This window comes from Actinomadura sp. NPDC047616 (genome assembly GCF_040642915.1).
Lineage (GTDB): Bacteria > Actinomycetota > Actinomycetes > Streptosporangiales > Streptosporangiaceae > Spirillospora > Spirillospora miaoliensis.
Genome location: NZ_JBEYTB010000009.1, coordinates 249,589 through 270,470 on the forward strand (window position 1 = coordinate 249,589; position 20,882 = coordinate 270,470).

At 74.4% G+C, this 20,882-nt stretch carries 15 protein-coding genes and 1 other RNA gene; 10 read left to right on the top strand and 6 right to left on the bottom strand.

The window, feature by feature from the left end:
- Positions 1 to 69: 69 nt before the first annotated feature.
- Both ABZ801_RS22840 and ABZ801_RS22845 read left to right on the top strand, forming a co-directional pair.
- Entirely contained in the window at positions 70 to 1,314 is a 1,245-nt protein-coding gene (locus tag ABZ801_RS22840) for a glycosyltransferase (protein ID WP_360700936.1), read from the top strand.
- Complete coding sequence (locus ABZ801_RS22845) at positions 1,311 to 3,185, top strand: class I SAM-dependent methyltransferase (protein ID WP_360700939.1); 1,875 nt, start codon at positions 1,311 to 1,313, stop codon at positions 3,183 to 3,185. Before ABZ801_RS22840 ends, ABZ801_RS22845 begins: the two co-directional genes overlap by 4 nt.
- On the opposite strand, the gene ABZ801_RS22850 is transcribed toward ABZ801_RS22845, so the two are convergent.
- Positions 3,186 to 3,584 (bottom strand): hypothetical protein, encoded by a 399-nt coding sequence (locus ABZ801_RS22850; RefSeq protein WP_360700942.1) that lies wholly within the window; start codon positions 3,582 to 3,584, stop codon positions 3,186 to 3,188.
- 43 nt (positions 3,585 to 3,627) lie between these two features.
- Positions 3,628 to 4,062, bottom strand: a complete 435-nt coding sequence (locus tag ABZ801_RS22855; protein ID WP_360700945.1) for a DUF6191 domain-containing protein — start codon at positions 4,060 to 4,062, stop codon at positions 3,628 to 3,630.
- A gap of 251 nt (positions 4,063 to 4,313) precedes the next feature.
- Between ABZ801_RS22855 and ABZ801_RS22860 the strand changes: the two genes are divergently transcribed.
- The 6 genes from ABZ801_RS22860 to ABZ801_RS22885 all read left to right on the top strand — a co-directional run bounded on the left by ABZ801_RS22860 (position 4,314) and on the right by ABZ801_RS22885 (position 9,245).
- Positions 4,314 to 5,153 carry a Nif3-like dinuclear metal center hexameric protein gene (locus ABZ801_RS22860; protein ID WP_360700948.1) on the top strand — a complete coding sequence of 280 codons (840 nt, stop codon included), beginning with the start codon at positions 4,314 to 4,316 and terminating at the stop codon, positions 5,151 to 5,153.
- Positions 5,150 to 5,893, top strand: coding sequence for a C4-type zinc ribbon domain-containing protein (locus ABZ801_RS22865; RefSeq protein ID WP_360700950.1), 744 nt, complete (start codon positions 5,150 to 5,152; stop codon positions 5,891 to 5,893). Before ABZ801_RS22860 ends, ABZ801_RS22865 begins: the two co-directional genes overlap by 4 nt.
- An 8-nt stretch (positions 5,894 to 5,901) precedes the next feature.
- Complete coding sequence (locus ABZ801_RS22870) at positions 5,902 to 7,035, top strand: bifunctional RNase H/acid phosphatase (protein ID WP_360700953.1); 1,134 nt, start codon at positions 5,902 to 5,904, stop codon at positions 7,033 to 7,035.
- Positions 7,036 to 7,084: 49 nt separating this feature from the next.
- A complete protein-coding gene (locus ABZ801_RS22875) occupies positions 7,085 to 8,422 on the top strand; it encodes a TrpB-like pyridoxal phosphate-dependent enzyme (RefSeq protein ID WP_360700956.1) in 1,338 nt (445 codons plus the stop codon).
- A gap of 26 nt (positions 8,423 to 8,448) precedes the next feature.
- Positions 8,449 to 8,836, top strand: an RNA gene (gene rnpB / locus ABZ801_RS22880) — RNase P RNA component class A.
- Positions 8,837 to 9,047: 211 nt separating this feature from the next.
- Positions 9,048 to 9,245 (top strand): hypothetical protein, encoded by a 198-nt coding sequence (locus ABZ801_RS22885; protein ID WP_344946928.1) that lies wholly within the window; start codon positions 9,048 to 9,050, stop codon positions 9,243 to 9,245.
- Positions 9,246 to 9,309: 64 nt separating this feature from the next.
- Here ABZ801_RS22885 and ABZ801_RS22890 read toward each other — a convergent pair whose 3' ends face one another.
- From ABZ801_RS22890 to ABZ801_RS22900, 3 genes are all read right to left on the bottom strand, one after another.
- Positions 9,310 to 11,580: a SulP family inorganic anion transporter gene (locus ABZ801_RS22890; protein WP_360700959.1), complete on the bottom strand. Its 2,271-nt coding sequence runs from the start codon at positions 11,578 to 11,580 to the stop codon at positions 9,310 to 9,312.
- A gap of 108 nt (positions 11,581 to 11,688) precedes the next feature.
- Complete coding sequence (locus ABZ801_RS22895; protein ID WP_360700961.1) at positions 11,689 to 13,701, bottom strand: hypothetical protein; 2,013 nt, start codon at positions 13,699 to 13,701, stop codon at positions 11,689 to 11,691.
- A 283-nt stretch (positions 13,702 to 13,984) separates the two neighbouring features.
- Positions 13,985 to 14,578 (bottom strand): YbhB/YbcL family Raf kinase inhibitor-like protein, encoded by a 594-nt coding sequence (locus ABZ801_RS22900; RefSeq protein WP_360700964.1) that lies wholly within the window; start codon positions 14,576 to 14,578, stop codon positions 13,985 to 13,987.
- A gap of 404 nt (positions 14,579 to 14,982) precedes the next feature.
- On the opposite strand from ABZ801_RS22900, the gene ABZ801_RS22905 reads away from it, so the two are divergent.
- The gene (locus tag ABZ801_RS22905) at positions 14,983 to 16,356 is read left to right on the top strand and encodes an NAD(P)/FAD-dependent oxidoreductase (protein WP_344946916.1); all 1,374 of its coding nucleotides are present in this window, start codon (positions 14,983 to 14,985) and stop codon (positions 16,354 to 16,356) included.
- Between the two features lie 201 nt (positions 16,357 to 16,557).
- A complete protein-coding gene (locus ABZ801_RS22910) occupies positions 16,558 to 19,914 on the top strand; it encodes a BTAD domain-containing putative transcriptional regulator (protein ID WP_360700966.1) in 3,357 nt (1,118 codons plus the stop codon).
- Positions 19,915 to 19,969: 55 nt separating this feature from the next.
- Here ABZ801_RS22910 and ABZ801_RS22915 read toward each other — a convergent pair whose 3' ends face one another.
- Positions 19,970 to 20,794 (bottom strand): ABC transporter permease, encoded by an 825-nt coding sequence (locus ABZ801_RS22915; protein ID WP_360700968.1) that lies wholly within the window; start codon positions 20,792 to 20,794, stop codon positions 19,970 to 19,972.
- Between the last annotated feature and the right edge of the window lie 88 nt (positions 20,795 to 20,882).

The window sequence follows — 20,882 nt, forward strand, 5'->3', positions numbered from 1 at the left end:
GTCGCCGTGGCCGGCCTGCCACGCGGGCACGAAGGCGCCCTCGGCCGTGAGCGCGGACGGTGGTGTGCGGTGAGGGCGCGTCGCGTACGGGTGCCGTCGCTGGGCGCGGTGACCGCCCCCACGCCCGGCATGCCCTCCACCCGGAACAGCGCCAAGACGTCACGGTTCCTGTTCGCCGTACCGCCGCTGGCGGGCCACATCACCCCGACCGTCGCCGTGGCCGCAGAGCTCACCCGGCGCGGCCACAAGGTCGCCTGGGTCGGCCCCCGCGCCGCCGTGGAGCCCCTGGCGCCGCGCAACGCCCGCGTCTATCCGGCCGGGGACGAGACCGTCGCCCAGCGCCGGAGCGACCCCCGGGACGAGCCGGAGGGCCCCGCCGCCCTGCGCTCGATGTGGGAGGACTTCATCGTCCCCCTGGGGCACGCCATGATGCCCGGCGTCGACAACGCCATCGACCGGTTCCGCCCGGACGTGGTGGTGGCCGACCAGCAGGTGCTGGCCGCGCCCGTGGCCGCCCGCCTGCGCGGCCTGCCGTGGGCGACCTCGGCGGCGACGCCCTTCGAGTTCACGCGGCCGCTGCGGGACGCGCCCGAGGACGAGGAGCGGGTGCGGGAGCTGATCGGCGACTTCCAGCTCGACCACGGCATCGAGGACCTGCTCGACCCGCGTTTCTCCGACCACCTGGTGCTGGTGTTCTCCACCGGCGCGCTGGTCGGCGACGTGTCGGTCTTCCCTGACCGCTTCGCCTTCGTCGGCCCCGTCCCGCCCCGGCCCCGCGACGGTGACTTCCCCTGGGAGTGGCTGGACGGCCGCCCCGCCGTGCTGGTGACGATGGGCGCCGAGCACGACGCGGCGGCCGAGCGGTTCCTGCGCGTCGCCGCCGAGGCCGTGGCCGCCATGGACGTGCGGGCGGTGTTCGCCGCGCCGCCCGGCGCGATCGCCGAGCCGCCGCCGAACGTGCTGGTCCGCCCCGACGTCCCGCAACCGGCCCTGCTCAGACGCATGGCCGCGGGCAGGGCGGCGGTGGTGTGCCACGGCGGTCACGACACCGTCTGCGCGGGCCTGGCGCACGGGCTGCCGCTGGTGGTCGCGCCCATCCGCCACGACCAGCCGGTCATCGCACGCCTGGTCGCCGAGGCGGACGCGGGGATCGCCGTCCGCTTCGGCATGGCCACGCCGGTGGAGCTGCGCGCCGCGCTCGGCGCGGTGCTCACCGACGACGTCCACCGGGCCGCCGCCGCGCGCGTCCGGGATTCGTTCGCCGAGGCGGGCGGCGCCGCCGCGGCCGCCGACCGGCTGGAGAAACTGGCGTGATCTGGCTGCCGCTCGTCGTCGCCGCCGGGCTGCTGGCCAACGCGCTGCGGCTGCGCCGCCGGCTGGGGGAGCTGCCCCGCCTGCCCGTGTCGGGGCGGCGCGGGTGCTCCCTGCGCTGGGACGGCTCCTACGACACCGACACGCCCGGACACGACGAGTCCTACGGGCTGCTGCTGGCGGAGGGGGCCGTCGTCTCCGGCCAGTTGCGACGCGCCGCCTGCGCCTACGCCCGCCACCACGGCATCCAGGTTCTCGACCTGATCCCACGGGACCTGCCGGTAGAACGCGCGCTGGACCTGGCCCGGGGAGCCGACCGCCACGCCTACAGAACCGACCCGCTGGCCCTGGGGCACGGCGCCGGATACGCCACCGTCGTCGACGAGGACCTCCTGCAACGGACCGGGACCCGGCCCCGCGCGCTGGACCCCGGCGAATACGGCGCGGTGACCCTGCGCCTACGCCAGTACGCCCGTGCCCAGGAGGGCGACGTCTTCGCGGCCGATCTGGCGGTCGTGCCGAGCCGCGTGCCCAGGCGGGTCCCCTCCTGCGCGGGACGGCGGGCCTGGCTGCGTGGGCTCGGCGTCTCGGTGCGGTGGACGGTCGGCGCGTCGATGACGAGCTACGCCCTGGTGCTGGCGTCGCTGGCCGTCGCGCCACGATGGGGGGCGGTGACGGCGGCGGTCTACTGCGCCGTCCCCTACCTGGTGTTCACCGGCGTCCCCGTCTCGCCCCGGGACCTGCACCGGATGGCCCTGCTGCGGCTGGTCCTCACGCCCTGGAACTGGTGGCGCACCCTAGCGGAGGCGCCCTGCCCGTGGGAACGGCGGCGTGAGCAGGCCCTGGCGGACGCCCGCGAGTGGTACGGCACGGCCCTGGCCGACGAGGTGGAACGGTTCTTCCACCCCCGCCGGGACGACTGCCCCTGGTGCGGCGCCCGCGCCGTGCAGCCCCACATGACCACCGACGACGTGATCCAGGCGAAGCCGGGCCGGTTCACGCTCGACCGCTGCCGGGAGTGCGGCCACATCTTCCAGAACCCCCGGCTCAACACCGTCGGCCTGGAGTTCTACCGGCGTGACGTCTACGACGGTCTCGCCGCCGAGTCCGCCGAACACGCCCTGGCCGCTCAGCGCCGTGTCCACACCGCCCGTGCCGACATGGCCGTCGCCGCCCACCTGGCCCCGCGCGCATGGCTGGACGTGGGCACCGGCCACGGCCACTTCTGCCGCGCCGCACGCGCCGTCCTGCCCGACACCGAGTTCGACGGGCTGGACACGGGCGACGGCGTGCAGGAGGCGGCCGCACGCGGCTGGCTCCGCCGTCCCCACCGCGGCGCCCTCACCGACCTGGTGGACGAGCTGGCCGGACGTTACGACGTCATCAGCATGCACCGCCACCTGGAACAGGTCCCCGACCCGGCCACCGAACTCGACGTCGCCATCAAGATGCTCCCGCCCGGCGGGCACCTGCTCGTGGAACTGCCCGACCCCGAATGCCCGGCCGGGCGGCTCCTGCGCCGGTTCTGGGCGGGGTGGCTGCAACCCCGCCACCTCCACCTGATCCCCATCGGCAACCTGGAACGCGCCCTCACCGCGCGCGGCATGCGCATCGTCGCCCGCCAGCGGCGCCGCGCCCACCAGTGGCACGACCTGGCGTCCGCCGCGCTGATCGCCCTGCAGGCGTTCGGGCCGCCGCCCGGCCGTCCCTGGGCGCGCCGGGCGCGCGCGTCGGCACGGGTCAGGTACGCGATCGCCGTGGCGGGCGCGCGCCCGCTGGGGGCCACCGCCGCGCTGCTCGACCGGCTCCTGGCGCCGCTCGTCCCCGGCCCCGGGAACACCTACCGCGTGCTGGCGCGCAAGGACGAGGGCTGATCAGATCTTCGGGGTGAACGGGCGGCGGTACTCCGGATCGCCGGGACGCTCCCGGGCGCGCAGCGCCGTCTCGACCAGTTCGATCGCCTGGAGCAGCGCCACCATGCGGGCGCCCTCCTTGCGGTAGGTGTCCAGGACGGCCTCCACCCCGTGCGGCGGCACCAGGTCGCCCAGCTCGACCCGCGCGGTGCGGAACCCCTCCCGCGCGGCGTCCACGGACGCGCTCACGTGGTGCCGTGCCATGCGGGCCAGCGCGACCGGGTAGCGGCGCAGGACCCCGTAACGGCGGTACTCGGGCGGCACGAGTTCGAGCAGCCACGTCATCGCCGTGTCCTCGAAGCGCTCGGTTCCCGGCGGGTGCACCTGGGCGGGCCAGCCGGGCGGAACGTACGTGCTCACCGTTCCACGATAACCCGTTATCGAACGCGTGTTCGATGGGGTGTCAGGAGGACGTCGCGCCGTCCGACTCGGACTGCGCCGCCGACCCGTTGGCGGATCCGTTCGCGGGCTCGTCGCCGCCGTCCGGGCCCGTCCCGGCACGCCGGATGCGGATCTTGCCGGTGCTCAGGTCGTCGCGGCCGCCGCCCGCCTGCAGACGGTCGTCGTGGCGGCGCAGCTTCTGCTGCTCCTGCTCCTCGACCTTGACCCGTTTCGACCCCTCGAACACGGTGGCGAGGTCCTCGAACATCGCCCCGCCGAACCCGGCGCCCGTCTGGCCGTCCCCGCGGATCGCGCCCATCAGCGACTTCTTGCCGGTGCCGTCGGTGGGCCAGTCGACCACCTCGTGCTGCTCCGGCTTGGGCCTGGCCTTGGCCTGCGCGCGGTCGGCGGCACGGCCCTTCAGGCGCCCGCGCCGGCGGCGGAACGGCGACTTCACGTGAACACTCTCGCGGAACCCCCGCGCACCGGACGCGCGTCGCTGACCCGCGCACCGGGAACCGTGCGGTTACGGCCGTGCACGCCACCTCCAGTGGTGGAAGAGAAAACTGGTTCGTCCGAGCCTACGTGGTTCGTGCCCACCAGGCCCGTCTCGTACCGCCGAGACCACGGATTTTCCACGATAACCGGTGCCCGGGGGTGAGCCGCGTCGGCTCGGCCGGGAGCCGCCCGGGACGGTAGCCTGCGGACGTGCGTCTGTCCCAAGTCATCCAGGTCCTCGACGAGATCTACCCGCCCGCGTGGGCCGAGTCCTGGGACGCCGTCGGGCTGGTCTGCGGCGACCCCGAGCAGGAGGTCGGCCGGGTGCTGTTCGCCGTCGACCCCGTGGCGGCCGTCGTCGACGAGGCCCTGGAATGGGGCGCCGACCTGCTGGTCACCCACCACCCGCTGCTGCTGCGGCCGGTCCACGGCGTGGCCGCCACCACCCCCAAGGGGCGGCTCGTCCACCGCCTGATCAGGAACGGCACGGCCGTGTTCACCGCGCACACCAACGCCGACGTGGCCGACCCGGGCGTGTCGGACGCGCTGGCCCGCGCCGTCGGCCTGACCGGGGAGCTGCGCCCGATGGTCCCCGCCGCCGACGATCCCCGCCGCGGGCTCGGCCGCGTCGGGGAACTGCCCGCACCGCTGCCACTGCGGGAGTTCACCGCCCGCGTGGCCGCCGGGCTCCCCGCCACCGCCTGGGGCGTGCGGGCCGCGGGCGACCCCGGCCGCCCCGTCCGCACCGTGGCCGTCTGCGGCGGGGCGGGCGACTCCCTGCTCGACACCGCCCGCGCCCTCGGCGTCGACGTCTACCTCACCGCGGACCTGCGGCACCACCCGGCGTCGGAGTTCGCCGAGCACGGCGGCCCGGCGCTGATCGACGCCGCGCACTGGGCGACCGAATGGCCGTGGCTGGCCGACGCCGAACGCCGCCTGCGCGCCGCCGTGGCCGCCCCGGACGCCACGGAGGCCGCGCGCAAGCTGGAGACCCGGGTGTCCACGCTCGTCACCGACGCGTGGCGCCTGCACGACGAAGGAGCAAAGTGAAAGCCGCACCGCAAGCCCAGCTGCGCCTGATCGACCTGCAGGAGCTGGACACCGCCCTCGACCGGCTCGCGCACCGCCGCCGCACGCTGCCCGAGCTGGCCGAGATCGAGCGCCTGCAGGCCCGCGTGCGCGAGCTGCGCGACGCCGTGGTCGCCGCCGAGACCGAGATCGGCGACCTGGACCGCGAGCAGCGCAAGGCCGAGCAGGACGTCGAGCAGGTCCGGGCACGGGCCGAGCGCGACCAGAAGCGACTGGACTCCGGCCAGGTCTCCTCCGCCAAGGACCTCAGCGGGCTGCAGGCCGAGATCGCCTCGCTGCAGCGCCGCCAGTCCGACCTGGAGGAGGTCGTCCTGGAGATCATGGAGCGGCGGGAGGAGGCCGAGGGCCGGGCCGCCGCGCTGCGCGCCGACCACCAGGCCGCCGAGGCCGAGCTGGCCGAGGCCGTCCAGCGCCGCGACGAGAACTGGCAGCGGATCGACGAGGAGGCCGGGACCACCAGCGCCGCGCGCACCGCCGTCGCCAAGGACGTCCCCGCCGACCTGCTCGGCCTGTACGAGAAGCTGCGCGGCCAGTTCGGCGGGGTGGGCGCCGCCAAGCTCTACCGGGGCTCCTGCCAGGGCTGCCACCTGGCGCTCAACACCGTCGACCTCAACCGCATCCGCGGCGCCGCGCCGGACGAGGTGGTCCGCTGCGAGGAGTGCCGCCGCATCCTCGTGCGCACCCCCGAGTCGGGGCTGTGAGCGCGCCCGTGAGCGGAGGACGCCCGGGCCGCAGGCTCGTCGTCGAGGCCGACGGCGGGTCCCGGGGTAACCCCGGGCCCGCCGGGTACGGCGCGCTGGTGCGCGACGCGCTCACCGGCGAGGTGCTGGCCGAGGTCGCCGAGTCGATCGGCACCGCCACCAACAACGTCGCCGAGTACCGCGGCCTGATCGCCGGGCTGGGCGCCGCCGCCGCCCTCGACCCGTCCGCCCGCGTCGAGGTGCGGATGGACTCCAAGCTCGTCGTCGAGCAGATGTCCGGCCGCTGGAAGATCAAGCACCCGGACATGGTGCCGCTGGCGCTGCGGGCCCGGGAGATCGCCGCGGGCCTGGGGTCGGTGTCGTACACGTGGATACCGCGCGAGCGCAACGCCCACGCCGACCGCCTGGCCAACGAGGCCATGGACGCCGCCGCCCGCGGCGAGCACTGGACCCGCGAGACCGGCGGCACGTCCCGCGACACGGCCGCGCCGCCCGAGGAGGACGACACGGCCCCCGCCTGGTCGTCCGCCACCACCACCCCGACCACCACGCTCCTGCTCCGCCACGGTGAGACGGCCCTGTCGGTGGACAAGCGCTTCGCCGGCACCGGCGACTTCCCGCTGACCGACAACGGCGCCGCCCAGGCCCGGGCGGCGGCGCGGGCCCTGCGCGACCAGGGGATCGACGCGATCGTCACCTCGCCGCTGAGCCGCTGCCGCGACACCGCCGCCGCGGTCGCCGCCGAGACCGGCGCCCCCGTCCGCGTCGAGGACGGCCTGCGCGAGACCGACTTCGGCGACTGGGAGGGGCTCACCTTCGCCGAGGTGGGGGAGCGGTGGCCGGGCGAGCTGAAGGCGTGGCTGGCCGACCCGTCGGCCGCCCCGCCCGGCGGGGAGAGCTTCACCGCGACCGCGCGCCGCGTCCGCACCGCCCTCGACAAGCTCAAGGTCCGCCACCGCCACCGGAAGGTGCTGGTCATCACCCACGTGACCCCCATCAAGCTGCTGGTGGTGGCGGCGCTCGGCGCCCCCATGTCGGCGATGTACCGGATGCAGCTGGACGTGGCGTCGCTGTCGCGGATCGACTGGTACGACGACGGCCCGGCGACGCTGCGCGCGTTCAACGACGTCCACCATCTGTGACCGACCCCGGCCAGGCGGCCCGCGGGCCGCCTGGCCTACGTTGGGAGGGGTGGAGACGAAGATCCTGCTGGACGAGTCGAGGCTGCCCGGCCGCTGGTACAACGTCGTCCCCGACCTGCCCGCGCCGCCGCCCCCGCCGCTGCACCCCGCCACCCGCGAGCCGGTCGGCCCGGACGACCTGGCGCCGCTGTTCCCGGCCGAGCTGATCGCCCAGGAGGCGAGCACCGACCGCCACGTGGACATCCCCGAGGAGGTCCGCGAGGTCTACCGCCTGTGGCGTCCCACCCCCCTGATCCGTGCACGGCGCCTGGAACGGGCCCTGAGCACGCCCGCCCGCATCTACGTCAAGTACGAGGGCGTCTCGCCCGTGGGCTCCCACAAGCCGAACACGGCCGTCCCCCAGGCGTACTACAACGCGCGCGCGGGAGTACGCCGCCTCACCACCGAGACGGGCGCGGGCCAGTGGGGCAGCGCCCTGGCGTTCGCCTGCGCCCAGTTCGGCCTCGACCTCGACGTGTGGATGGTGCGCGCCTCCTACGACCAGAAGCCGTACCGCCGCTCGATGATGGAGCTGTACGGCGCCCGCGTCCACGCCAGCCCGTCCACCGCCACCGCCTCCGGCAGCGGGATCCTCGCCGAGCACCCCGGCTCGCCCGGCTCCCTGGGCATCGCCATCAGCGAGGCCGTGGAGGTCGCCGCGGCGTCCGACGACACGCGGTACGCCCTCGGCAGCGTGCTCAACCACGTCCTGCTGCACCAGACCGTCATCGGCGAGGAGGCGCTGGAGCAGCTCGCGCTCGTCGACGAGACCCCGGACGTGATCGTCGGCTGCACCGGCGGCGGCTCCAACTTCGCCGGGCTGTTCTTCCCCTTCCTGCGCGAGAAGCTCGCCGGCCGCATGGACCCCGTCATCCGCGCCGTCGAACCCGCCGCGTGCCCCACGTTCACCCGCGGCCGCTACGCCTACGACTTCGGCGACACCGCCGGGTTCACGCCCCTGCTGAAAATGCACACGCTGGGGCACGAGTTCGTCCCCGACCCCATCCACGCGGGCGGCCTGCGCTACCACGGCATGGCCCCGCTGCTGTCCCACATGTACGAGCTGGGGCTGTTCGACGCCGTGGCCAAACCCCAGCGCGAATGCTTCGAGGCGGGCGTCCTGTTCGCCCGCACCGAAGGCATCGTCCCCGCCCCCGAACCCACCCACGCCCTGGCCGCCGCCGTCGAAGAGGCCCGCAACGCCACGAGCGAGAAGGTCATCCTCACTGCCCTGTGCGGCCACGGCCACCTCGACATGGCCGCCTACGACCGCTACCTGTCCGGCGAGATGCGCGACCTCGACCTTTCCGCGGACCGCATCGAGGCGTCGCTCTCCCGCCTTCCCTGACTCCGATAGGCTTGGGGCACGGCGGACGAGCCGGCCGGACGGCCGCGTCGGGGCCTCGCGCCCCGCCGAGGAAGGTCCGGGCTCCACAGGGCAGGGTGGTCGGTAACGCCGACCCGGGGCGACCCGCGGGACAGTGCCACAGAAAGCAAACCGCCACCGGCACCGCCGGTGGTAAGGGTGAAACGGTGAGGTAAGAGCTCACCAGCGCCCACGGTGACGTGGGCGGCTCGGTAAACCCCACCCGGAGCAAGGTCAAGAAGGGAAGCGACGCTTCCCGCGCAGGCGTCCGAGGGCTGCCCGCCCGAGCCTGCGGGTGGACCGCTGGAGGTCGTCGGCAACGGCGACCCGAGATGGATGGCCGTCACCGCCGCTCCCGCGGCGGCACAGAACCCGGCCTACAGGCCGACTCGTCCGCCGCTCCCGCGGCCCGGGGGCGAATGAACCGTGCCGGGAAACGGACGGTGGGGCGAACGCGCGCCGAAGTGTGCATTCTCGCGGCGAGTTCGGGTCATACGACACAGTTGATTCGAAACGGTGCCTCTAACGTTCAAGTACGGCCGATCTCGGGGGATCGGCCGGAGGCGGCGGGGCCGTCCCGAGGCGGCTCCGCGAGAGAGGAGCGCCGATGTTCGTCGTAGCGATCGTTGTCGGGCTCATCACGTTGCTGGCGTCACTGGTCTTCCTGGCGGACTTCGCCCGGGCCACCCGGTCCGACGACCCCCGCCTTCCCGCCCACAACTCGCGGGCGCGGCGGCACCGCTGGGCGGTCGGGATGTACACGCGCGGTCCCGAGGACCGGGAGAAGGAGCTCGTCGGCCGATGAGGGGACGGGGCGGCGGGCCGGTCGCGCGGCCCGCCCGTCCCTCTTGCCAGGGCCCGCCCCTTCCTCAGGTCAGGGCGCGCTCGTCCGGCGCCTCGTCCGGTACGGGCACGAACGTCCCGGAGGTCCGGTCCAGCACGTGCACCTTGGCCGTCTCGAGGTCGAGGTAGAGCCCCACCAGTTCGAGCCCGCCGGCCTCGACCCGCTCGCGCAGCCAGGGGTAGGTGAGCAGGTTGTCCAGCTGCTGCATCACGTTGATCTGGCACAGCCGCGTCAGCGGGGGCTCGTCCTGCTCGCCGGCGGCGGCCTCGGCGTCCAGGAAGCGGGTCAGGCTGTGATGGCCGTGCCGCAGCCAGCGGGTCAGGGACGTCAGGTGCTCCACCTCGCGGCCCCCGGCCAGCAGCGCCGCCATGGCCCCGCAGTTGGAGTGGCCGCAGACGGTGATGGTGCGGATGCCCAGCACGTTGATCGCGTACTCGACGGTGGCGGCCACCGAGTCGTCGGGCGTCCGGGAACCGTGCCGCGGCACCAGGTTGCCGACGTTGCGGTTGATGAACAGGTCGCCGGGGCCGCTGGCGGTGATGATGTTGGGCACCACCCGCGAGTCCACGCAGGTGATGAACAGGTGCTCGGGTTTCTGCTCGAACGCCAGCTCCGCCATGATCGGCCGTACCAGCGGCGCCGTGCTGCCGTGGTACTCCCGCACGCCCGCCAGCAGCAGGGCGCTCGCCGAGACCTCCGGCGCGTCCGGCTCCTGGGGCTGGGAACGGCGCCGCCGGTTCGCCCACGGCGCCCACCAGCGAGCAGGCGGCGAGGATTTGCGCGTTGGTGTGGTTTCGCCGGTCACAGCCCTTTCATACCAAGCCTCGTGCACCTCGTCGATGTCGACCCCGCCACCTTGCCGTTCGTGTGACAGGCGCCACGCGTGCACGGCGTCGAACGCGGCGTGATCCATGAAGTCGACGTTCAGGTCCAGGTCGACGGCCGCCCCGGCCGGAATCTGCCGCAGCACGCCGATCAGCCGCGGCACGCCGAGGAACGTCAGCGTCCCCTCCACGGCCACGTGCCAGCGCGACCCGTCGGCGGCCTCCCGCACGTGCACGCTGAGCCGGGTCAGCCGCCGCAGCGCCAGCACGGCGGCGACCGCGATGCCCAGCAGCACCCCCTCGCCCAGCCCGAGCAGCACCACGCCGAGCAGCGTGGTCAGGTAGACGGTGGCCTCCCGGTGGTGCCGCAGGTCCCGGAACCGCGCCGTGCCGATCATCCGCAGGCCCAGCACCACCAGCAGCGCGGCCAGCACGCACAGCGGCACCCGTTCGATCACCGGCCCGCACGACAGCGCCAGCACCAGCACCCACACGCCGTGCAGCACGGTCGACATCCGAGAGCGCGCCCCCGCGGCCAGGTTGGCGGTGCTGCGGACGATCACCCCCGCGACGGGCAGCCCGCCGAGCAGCCCCGACACGGTGTTGGCGGCGCCCTGCCCGAGCAGCTCGCGGTCCAGGTCGGCCTGGCGCACGCCGGCGGGACGGGCGCGGTCGACGGCCACGGCGCACAGCAGCGACTCCACGGCCGCCACCGCGGCGACCGACACGACCGCGCCGACGATCTCCGGCGCGGGGCCGTGCGGCAGCACCGGCGGGGCCCAGCCGGTGACGAGCGAGTCGGGCAGGTCGACGCGCGGCACGTCCCAGCCGAGCGCCCAGCCCGCCAGCGTGGCCAGCACGACGGCGGGCAGCGGCGCCGGGATCCAGCGCAGCGCCGCGCCGGCCCGCCCGTCCCCGGCGAGCCGCGTCAGCCGCGGCCAGCCGAGCAGGATCGCGATGGTCAGCAGTCCCAGCAGCACCGGACGCGAGTGCGAGGTGATCAACTGGACCGGCAGGTCCCGCAGGTTGCGCACCGCCGAGCGCTGCGGGCTGCCGCCGAGCACGACGTGCAACTGTGCCACCACCAGCACCACGCCGACGCCCGCCAGCATGCCGTGCACGACGGCGGGCGACACGGCCAGGGCGGTCCGCGCGACCCTGCTGGCCCCGAACAGCAGTTGCAGCAGCCCCGCCAGGAACGTGATCGTGCAGGTGGCCCGCCAGCCGTAGGTGGCGACCAGCTCGGCCACGATGATCGTCAACCCGGCGGCCGGACCGCTGACCTGTAAAGGCGATCCGCCGAGCAGCCCCGCCACGATGCCACCGACGATCGCCGCGACCAGCCCGGCGGCGACGGGCGCCCCCGACGCCACCGCGATGCCGAGTGACAGGGGGATCGCGACCAGGAACACAACAAACGACGCGGGCAGGTCCCGCCGCACGACGGACGCGCTGAGTATTTTAGTCGTCACACTTCGTATCGAAGCATGATCTCGGTCGCCTCCTACACCCCCGCCCCCTATCACGACGACGCGCCCGCCTGCCCTGCGAAGGGCGGACGGGCGCGTTATGGGGGCGCGTCAGCGACGGTAGTCGCGGTGGCTTTCCCAGTCGTCGGGGTCGCGCGGGGGGCTGCCGGGGTAGGAGCCGCCGTACGAGCCGCTCTGGTCCTGGCCCCCCTGCTGGGAACCGGGGGAGCCCTGCTGGGAGCCGTAGTAGTTGCCGTACGCCTGGGTGGCGCCCGGGTCGCCGAAACCGCCGCCGGGGGGCGTGCCGCCGGTTCCCGAGGACGAGTCGATGCCCAGCGGGTCGCTGCCCAGCGGGTCGCTGCCGCTGTAGCTGCTGCCGCTGAAGTCGCCGTAACGGCCGGGCTCGCCGGACGGCTGCTCGCCCGTGCCCGGGTAGGACGACCCGTAGGAGTCGCGCCCGGTGTTCAGCGGGTCGTCGTACCCCCGGGACGAGTCGCCGTAGGCGGGCGACGTCGGGTAGCCGTCGGTGCCGCCCTGACCGGAGGCGTAGCCGCCCGTGCCCGTCGACGACGGCGGCGCCGACCACGGGCCGGTGGACGAGCCGAACGAGGAGGAGCTTCCGGTGCCGAGCGGGTCGCCCAGCGGGTCGTTCAGGGGGCTGCCGCCGTACGAGGAGCCGGACGACTCGGGTTCGGAGGACGACGGCGCGGGACCGGACCCGGCCGACCGCTCATTCTGGATGCGCTGCAGCAACTCGTCCACCGTGGGCAGCTTGTTGTCGTCGCCCGCGCCCGACGGCGCCCCGGACGACGCGGCGGGCGCCGACGGAGCCGGGGCCGCGGGGGCGGGAGGCGGCGAGGCGGGAGGCTGCGAAGCGGGCGGCGGCGAGGTGGGCGGCGGGGGCGGCGTCGAGCCGTATCCGCCGAAGCCGCCGTGGTCGGCGGGCTCCGGCGCGCGGCCGAGGTCGCCCAGGCCGCGGATAGAGTGCTCGTCGGTGCGGCCCAGGGGCAGCCCCAGGGCGTCTGAGCCGCCCGGGGCCCCGGAGGAGCCGGACGGAGACAGCGGCCGGTCGTAGCCTTCGGGACGCGGCGAGGGGCCGGTCGCGGCGGAGTGGCGGCCGCCGCCCAGCGGGTCGCCTCCGTACGGCGAGGACTGGTCGACGCCGGGGGCACCGGAGCCGTAGGCCGGATCGCCGTAGGACGGGTCGCCGTAGGAGTCGCCGTACGACGGCTCCGCGCCGCCGCTGCCGGGGGGCGGGCCGAAGGGCGACTGGTCCGCGTTCCCGTAGGCGAGCTGGTCCTGAGGGCCGGTGCCGTAGGGCGGCTGGGCCTGGCGGCCAATGAGGTCGGCGGGCAGCGGGTCGTTCGCGGTCGACTGCGGGTCACCGGGCAGGTGCGAGGTCGCGCTCGGGTCGCCCGACAGGTGGGTGGTGGCGCCCGGGTCGCCCGACAGGTGCGCGGCCGGGGGGAACGAGGGCGGCTGCTGCGGCACCTGCTGGGGACCGGTGCCGCGTCCGCCCTGGACGGGCTCGGGGGCGCCGGGCATGTCGCCCATCGACACCGGCTGCGTCATCATGGGCGGCTCGCCGGGCATCGCGGGGGCGCCCGGCCCGGCGGCCCGTTCCTGGTGGCCCTGGGCGAGCAGCGGGTCCTCGGCCGGGTCGACCTCCGGGTGCTCCTGCTTGTCGTGCTGCCAGGGGAACTTGGGCTTGTCGAAGGTGATGGTGGCCCAGTAGTCGTCGTCGGCCATCTCGTCGGCGTCGCCGCCCGCCGCGGGCGGCGGGGTGGGCGGGGTCGGCGCGGCGAGGGGACCCGCCCCGCCGGCGACGCGGCGGTCGTAGCCGCCCTGGGGCTCGCCACGGCCCTGCGGCTGCGCCTGCTCGGGCCCGGGGGCCGCCTGGGCGTAGCCGTCCTCGTAGCCGCCGTCGTAGCCGTAGCCGTCGTCGGCCGGCGCCTCCTCGGGGGCGCCGCCGGACCGGTAACCGCCGCGGGGCTGCTGCTCGTCGGCCATCCAGTCATCGTCGTCGTCGCGGGCCGCCCGGCTGGCCCGCAGGCCCAGGGCCACCAGGACGACCACCAGGACGACGACCACGATCAGGCCGAAGACCACGATGTAAGTTGTCATGCCACCACCCAATGCCTTGGCCCGACGAGACGCGTCAGCGGGGCCCGCGGGTTCGTCCCGATTGCCGGCTGGCCGGTCGCCGACGGTCCGGTCCCCGGGGACCTAGACCGATTCTGACCGACAGACCGATTCTGACCGACCGCTATGACCGTTGTCACACCATTCGCGCACATCTGCCCTCGCCCGGCGCGCACCGGCCGACCCGCTGGTCGACCCCCGCGCCACTGTCGTCTCCGGCCCCCCGCAAGGACGGCCCTGACCTCTGCGCTCTGCGGCCCCACGGTCAACGCGCCTGTTCGCTCCCGAAGTTCCCGGTGATCCGGCCCCGGCCCACCGTGTGCTCGGCGATGGCGCCGAGCGAGTCCTCCAGCGACGCGCCCCTGCGGAACAGCGGCGTGTCGTTGGGGACGTCCAACGCGTAGATGGTGAACCGGTACCGGTGCCGCTCGTTCCTGGGTGGACACGGCGGCGTGTAGCCCACCTTGTCGCCGGTGTTGAGTCCCTCGACCGTCTTGTCCAGCTTGGCGCCCTCGACGATCTGCTGCGTGGTCCCGTCGATGCCCGCGATCACCCAGTGCACGTAGGCGCTGTCGGCGTCGTCCATGACGATCGCGAACGACCGGGTTCCGGCCGGAGTCCCCGACCACCGCAGCGGCGGGGTCCTGCCCTGCCCGCCAGGGTACGTCCCGCAGGCGTACCGCGTGGGCAGGTCGCGGCCATCGCGGAACACCGGGCTGGACACGGTGAACCACTCGGCCAGCTCGGCGCTCTGGTTCTGCGGCAGGCCGATCAGCCCGCAGCCGCTCAGCGCGCCGGCGAGCGCCACGGCGGCCGCGGCGCCCGCGGTGGCCGTGACCGGACGCCGGTCTTTGCTCATCATCGCTACGCTCCCGGGCGAGATCGTACGCCGCGCCCCGCCGGACTCGGTGCAACTTCACGGTTCGTTCGTGGGCGGCCCGGGGGCCCGGCGCCTGGCGGGCGGCGTCCCCATGCCGCGTCCGGCCCCACCTTAGGGGTTCGATGGGGGTGGAACGGGTCTTTTCTCCCCGGCGGGCGGCGTGCCCGGCGAGAATCCCCTGCCCGGGCGATGATCTGTGAACTACGTCCCATGCCGTCCGATTCGAGGGGAAGAGGTGATGAAGTTCACGACCCCCTCAACGTTCCAATTTGACGACATGGAAACTTCCGCTGTTCTTCCGTCGTTTTCGTTTGGTTCCACTCGCGCCGGTCGGATAGTTTGTGAATGTCTTCACAAGCCGACCGTGACAGAGGAGGCCGCGAATGGCCAGGACCGTCGAGGAGACCCCTGGCGCTCCCCACATCCTCATTGTGGGTGGCGGCTACGTGGGCATGTACACCGCGCTGCGGCTGCAGAAGAAGCTGCGCCGTGAGCTCAAGCGCGGCGAGGTCAAGATCACAGTCGTTGACCCCAACTCGTACATGACCTACCAGCCGTTCCTGCCCGAGGCCGCCGCCGGGAACATCTCTCCGCGGCACGTGGTGGTACCGCTGCGCCGGGTGCTGCCGCGCTGCTCCGTGCGCAACGCCCGCGTGACCGAGCTGAACCACTCCGAGGGCTGGGCGATCGTGCAGCCGCTGGCCGGGCCGCCCGAGCGGATCTCCTACGACTACCTGGTGATGGCCGCCGGGGCGGTGCCGCGGATCCTGCCGATCCCCGGACTGGCCGAGAACGGCATCAGCCTCAAGACCGTCGGCGAGGCCATCCACCTGCGCAACCACGTGCTCCAGCAGCTTGAGATCGCCGAGTCCACCGGGGACGAGGAGATCCGCCGCAAGGCGCTGACCTTCGTGTTCGTCGGCGGCGGCTTCGCCGGCGTGGAGGCGGTCGCCGAGCTGGAGGACATGACCCGGCACGCGGTCAAGTACATGCGCAACGTCACCGCCGAGGACCTGCGGTTCGTGCTCGTGGAGGCGGCCGACCGGATCCTGCCCGAGGTCGGGCCGGACATGGGCAAGTGGACCGCCGAGCAGCTGCGCGGCCGCGGCATCGACGTGAAGCTGAAGACCCTGCTGAAGTCCGCGGTGGACGGCGAGATCGAGCTGTCGGACGGCAGCCGGTTCCCCGCCGGCACGCTGGTGTGGAACGCCGGCGTCAAGGCCGCCCCGGTCGTGCGCGGCAGCGACCTGCCGCTGGACGAGCGCGGCCGCGTCAAGGCCACCGAGTACCTCACCGTCGAGGGCCTGGTGCGCGCGTTCACCGCCGGTGACAACGCGGCCGTCCCCGACCTGACCCAGGAGGGCATGACCTGCCCGCCCAACGCCCAGCACGCGGTGCGCCAGTCCAAGGTGCTCGCCGACAACCTGGTGCGGTCGCTGCGCGGCAAGTCCCTCAAGCCGTACGTCCACAACAACGTGGGCGCGGTGGCCGGTCTCGGCCTGCACAAGGGCGTCGCCTACACCTACGGCTTCCGGGTGAAGGGCTGGCCCGCCTGGTTCATGCACCGCAGCTACCACGGCTCCCGGGTGCCGACGCTCAACCGCAAGATCCGGGTCCTGGTCGACTGGACGCTGGCGCTGTTCCTCAAGCGCGAGACCGTCTCGCTGGGCATCATCGAGCAGCCGCGCGCCGACTTCGAGCTGGCCGCGCTCGCCGACGCCCCGCCCCAGTCCAAGACCAAGGAGAACGCCGCCTGATCCCAGGCGGAGCCCTGCCCCCAGGGGCGACACCCCGGGCAGAAGCATCTGACGCCCCGGCGGCCCACCGGCCGCCGGGGCGTCAGGTGTTCGCGGCCGATTTCCGGTTGCGGCGCCGCTGCGGCAATGTGCCAGTTTGGCCCGATGGAGTCGTTCACCGGGTCGGGCCGTGTCGTCGGGGCGATGGAGGACAATCGGGCTGTGCGGATCGGGATCCTGGGGCCGCTGGAGGTGGTCGCGGACGGCCGTCCCGTCGAGATCGGGGGCGCGCGGCTGCGGGCGCTGCTGACCCGGCTGGCGCTGGAGGCGGGACGGATGGTGCCCGCCGAACGGCTCATCGAGGACCTGTGGGAGGAACGCGCCCCGCACGGCGCGCCCAACGCGCTGCAGTCGCTGGTGTCCCGGCTGCGCGCCGCGTTCCAGGAGGCCGGGGCCGGGCGCGACCGCCTGGAGTCGCGCCGCGGCGCCTACCGGCTGGCCGTGCCGCCCGAGGCGGTGGACGCCCACGACTTCGAGGCCCGGATCCGCCGGGCCCACGGCCTGGCCGACCCGTCCGCCCGGTCCGCCGAGCTGCGCGCGGCCCTCGCGCTGTGGCGGGGCGCGGCGCTCGCCGACGCGTCCGGGCTGCCGTTCGCCGACGGACCGGCCGCCCGCCTGGAGGGGCTGCGCCGTGCCGCCCTGGACGAGCGGATCGACGCCGACCTGGCCCTCGGGCGGCATGCCGAGCTGATCCCCGAACTGCAGGCCCTCGCCGCCGCCGAGCCGCTGCGCGAACCGCTGCGGGGCAGGCTCATGCGGGCCCTGTACGGGGCGGGCCGCCAGGCCGAGGCCCTGGCCGAGTACGAGTCGATCAGGAGCCTGCTCGGCGAGCGGCTCGGCGTCGACCCCTCGCCCGACCTGGAGGCGGTGTACCTGGCGGTGCTCCGCCGCGACTCCGGGCTCGTCCCGGCCGCTCCGCGTCCGGCTGCGGCCTCGCCGCCGCCCGCGAACGGCGCGCCCGCCGAGGGCGCCTCCGGCGAGTCGTCCGGCGTCCCCGCGCGTACGTCCTGGGACGAGGCCGAGCCCGGCCGCCAGGGCAACCTGCGCGCCCGGCTGACCAGCTTCATCGGCCGCGACCACGACCTGAAGGCGGTCGACGAGCTGCTCGGCGACGGGCGGCTGGTCACCCTGACCGGACCGGGCGGGTCCGGCAAGACACGGCTGTCGGTCGAGGCGGGCCGGCGGATGCTCGACCGGATGCCCGACGGGGTCTGGGTGGTGGAGCTGGCGCCGATCGTCGACCCGGCCGAGGTGCCCTCCGCCGTGCTCGGCGCGCTCGGCATGCGCGAGACGGCGCTGATCGGCACGGCGAACCGGCTGCTGCCCGAGCAGGCCGACGCGCTGGACCGGCTGGTCGCCGCCCTGGCGCGCAAACGCCTGCTGTTGCTGCTGGACAACTGCGAGCACCTGCTCGACGCGGCGGCCCGGCTCGCCGACCGGGTGCTGGCGGGCTGCCCCGGCGTGCGCGTGCTGGCCACCAGCCGCGAACCCCTCGGCATCACCGGCGAGGCGCTGTGGCCGGTGCCGCCGCTGGAGCCGCCGCCCCCCGACGCCGGCGCCGCCGAGGCGATGACCTACCCGGCCGTCCGGCTGCTGGCCGACCGCGCCGCCGCCGTACGTCCCGGCTTCACGGTGACCGGCGCCAACGCCCCCCACGTGACGCGCATCTGCCGGGCGCTGGACGGCATGCCGCTGGCGATCGAGCTGGCCGCCGCCCGGCTGCGCGCCATGACGCCCGCCCAGCTCGCCGCCCGCCTGGACGACCGCTTCCGGCTGCTCACCGGGGGCAGCCGCACCGCGCTGCCCCGCCACCAGACGCTGCGTTCGGTCGTCGAGTGGAGCTGGGAGCTGGTGTCGGACGCCGAGCGGGCGCTGTGGCGGCGGCTGGCGCTGTTCACCGGCGGCGCCACCCTCGAGAGCGCCGAGGCGGTCTGCGCGGGCGACGGCCTGGACCGCGCCGAGATCCTGGACGTGCTCACCGGCCTGGTCGGCAAGTCCCTGGTGTCCATGGTCGAACAGGACGGCGGCGAGCCCCGCTACGGCATGCTGGAGACCGTCCGCGCCTACGGGCTGGAGCGCCTGGCCGAGGCCGGTGAGGAGGGCCGGCTGCGCCGTGCGCACGCCGAGCACTTCCTGCGCCTGGCCGAGACCGCCGAGCCCCGCCTGTTCCGCCACGACCAGCTCGACTGGCTGGCGCGGCTGGCGGCCGAGCACGACAACACGCACGCCGCGCTGTACTGGGCGATCTCCGCGGGAGAGGCGGCCCTGGCGGTGCGGTTCTGCGCCGCGCTCGGCTGGTACTGGTTCCTGCGCGGCAACCTGAGCGAGCATGCCGACGCGCTGGAGGACGTGGCGCGGCTGCCCGGCCTGCCCACCGACCAGAGCACCGCGGTGGCCCTGGCGATGGGCGCCATGACGTCCCTGGACATGGTGGACAACTCCCGGGTCACGCAGTGGCTGCTGCGCGCCCGGGACATCTGCGAGCAGCTCGGCGAGGAGCCGTCGCATCCGGTGCTGCGGCTGATGCTGGCGACCCTGGAGCTGCACCTGTCAGGCTGGAACCCCGACCGGTTCCCCGCGATCGAGTCGCTGATGGACGACCCGGACCCCTGGGTGCGCGGCGTCGCCCGCTTCGCCCGCGTGCAGATGGGCATGGGCTTCGGCCTCACCGAGGGGCTGGAGGAGCACGTGGAGCAGTCCATCGCCGAGTTCCGCGCGATCGGCGACCGGTGGGGCCTGTCGTTCGTGCTGACGGCGCGGGCGGAGCTGCAGGCGCGCCGGGGCAGGGGCCGCGAGGCCGTCGCGACGCTGGAGCAGTCCATGGAGCTCAGCGAGGCGCTCGGCGGCGGCACGGCCATGCGGCTGCACGCCACGCTGGCGCTGGCGCGCCAGGTGTTCCTGCTCGGCGACCGCGCCCGTGCCGAGGAACTGCTGACGGCCGCCCTCCGCGAGACCGAGCGCACGGGCGCCAAGGAGGGGACGGGCCTCGTCCAGCAGCAGCTGGCCGAGCTCCTGCGCCGGGCCGGGGAGCCGGAGGAGGCGTCGCGCCGCCTGGCCCGCGCCGAGGACCTGCTGGCCCGACACTCGCACGGCCTGCTGCGGGCGCTCGTGCTGACCTCCCGCGCGTTCCTGGACCTGGCCCGGGGGGACGCCGAGCGGGCCCGGCCCCGTCTGGAGAAGGCCCTGCGCGAGGGGGTGGAGGCGTTCGACCACATGGCGGTCGCCGCCGCGCTGGTGGCGATGGCGCACGTCGCGCTCGCCGATGACGACCCCGAACGCGCCGCCGTGCTGATCGGCACCGCCGACGCGCTGCGCGGCATGCCCGACCTGTCGTTCCCCGAGTCGCTGGCCGCCGAGCGCGCCGCCCGCGCGGCCCTCGGCGACGCGGCGTACACCGCCGCCTACCGGCGCGGCCGCGAGCGGACCTTCGGCGACGTGCTCAGCGAGTTCGGCATTCCGCGCCCACCCGCCCCCGAGGACGTCCTGCCGCCGCCCTCCGACGGGCATCCCGGCGCCTGAGCCGGGCGGCGCGCTCGGCACGCGCCGCCCGGGGGAGCCGGACGCCCGGACCGCCTCAGACGCGGCGGCGCAGTTCCCGGATGGACAGCGGGGCGAAAATGATCATGAATGCCAGGCCCCACGCCACGGCGATCCAGGCGTGCGCCAGCACCGGACCGCCCACCAGCAGCCCGCGGATCGACTCCACCAGCTGCGTCAGCGGGTTGTTGCGCATCACGAACGCCAGCCAGTCCGGGGTGCCCGGGGACAGCCGGATGAACGCGGTGCTCAGGAACGTGAACGGGAAGATGATCGTGAAACCGAAGATCTGCACCTTCTCCGGCTCGTTGACCTTGACCCCGACGTACACCGAGATCCAGGTGAACAGCAGCGCGAACAGAAGGATCAGCCCGAACGCCGCGAGCAGGCCGAGCGGCCCGGTCTCGAGCCGGAACCCGATGGCGAACCCGACCAGCAGCAGGACCAGCATCGACCACGCCTGCTTGACGGTGTCGGCGATGATCCGGCCGACCAGGGGGGCGCCGCGCGAGATCGGCAGGCTGCGGAACCGGTCGTACACTCCCTTGGTGATGTCCACGTTCAGGCCGTATCCGGTGGTCATCCCGGCGAACAGGGCGTTCTGCGCGATGATGCCGGGGATCACGATGGGCAGGTAGGCCTCGACGCTGCCCGCCATCGGCGGGCCGAACACGTAGGCGAACAGCAGCACGAACATGATGGGCTGGATGGACAGGTCCAGCAGCTCCATCGGGTTGTGCTTGATCTGCACCAGGTTCCGCCAGGCCAGGGTGGCCACGTGGCGGACGGTGGCGCCGGCGGTCACCCGCCGGGTCGGCGCGGGACGGCCCAGCCCGCCCGCCGCGGCCGTCGCGGCACTCACACTCATACGGTGTCCCCCGTTCGCCTCCGCGGCGCTTTTTTGGCGCCGCCTTCCCTCCTCGCAGGCTCGTCAGTCCAGGCGGCGCCGC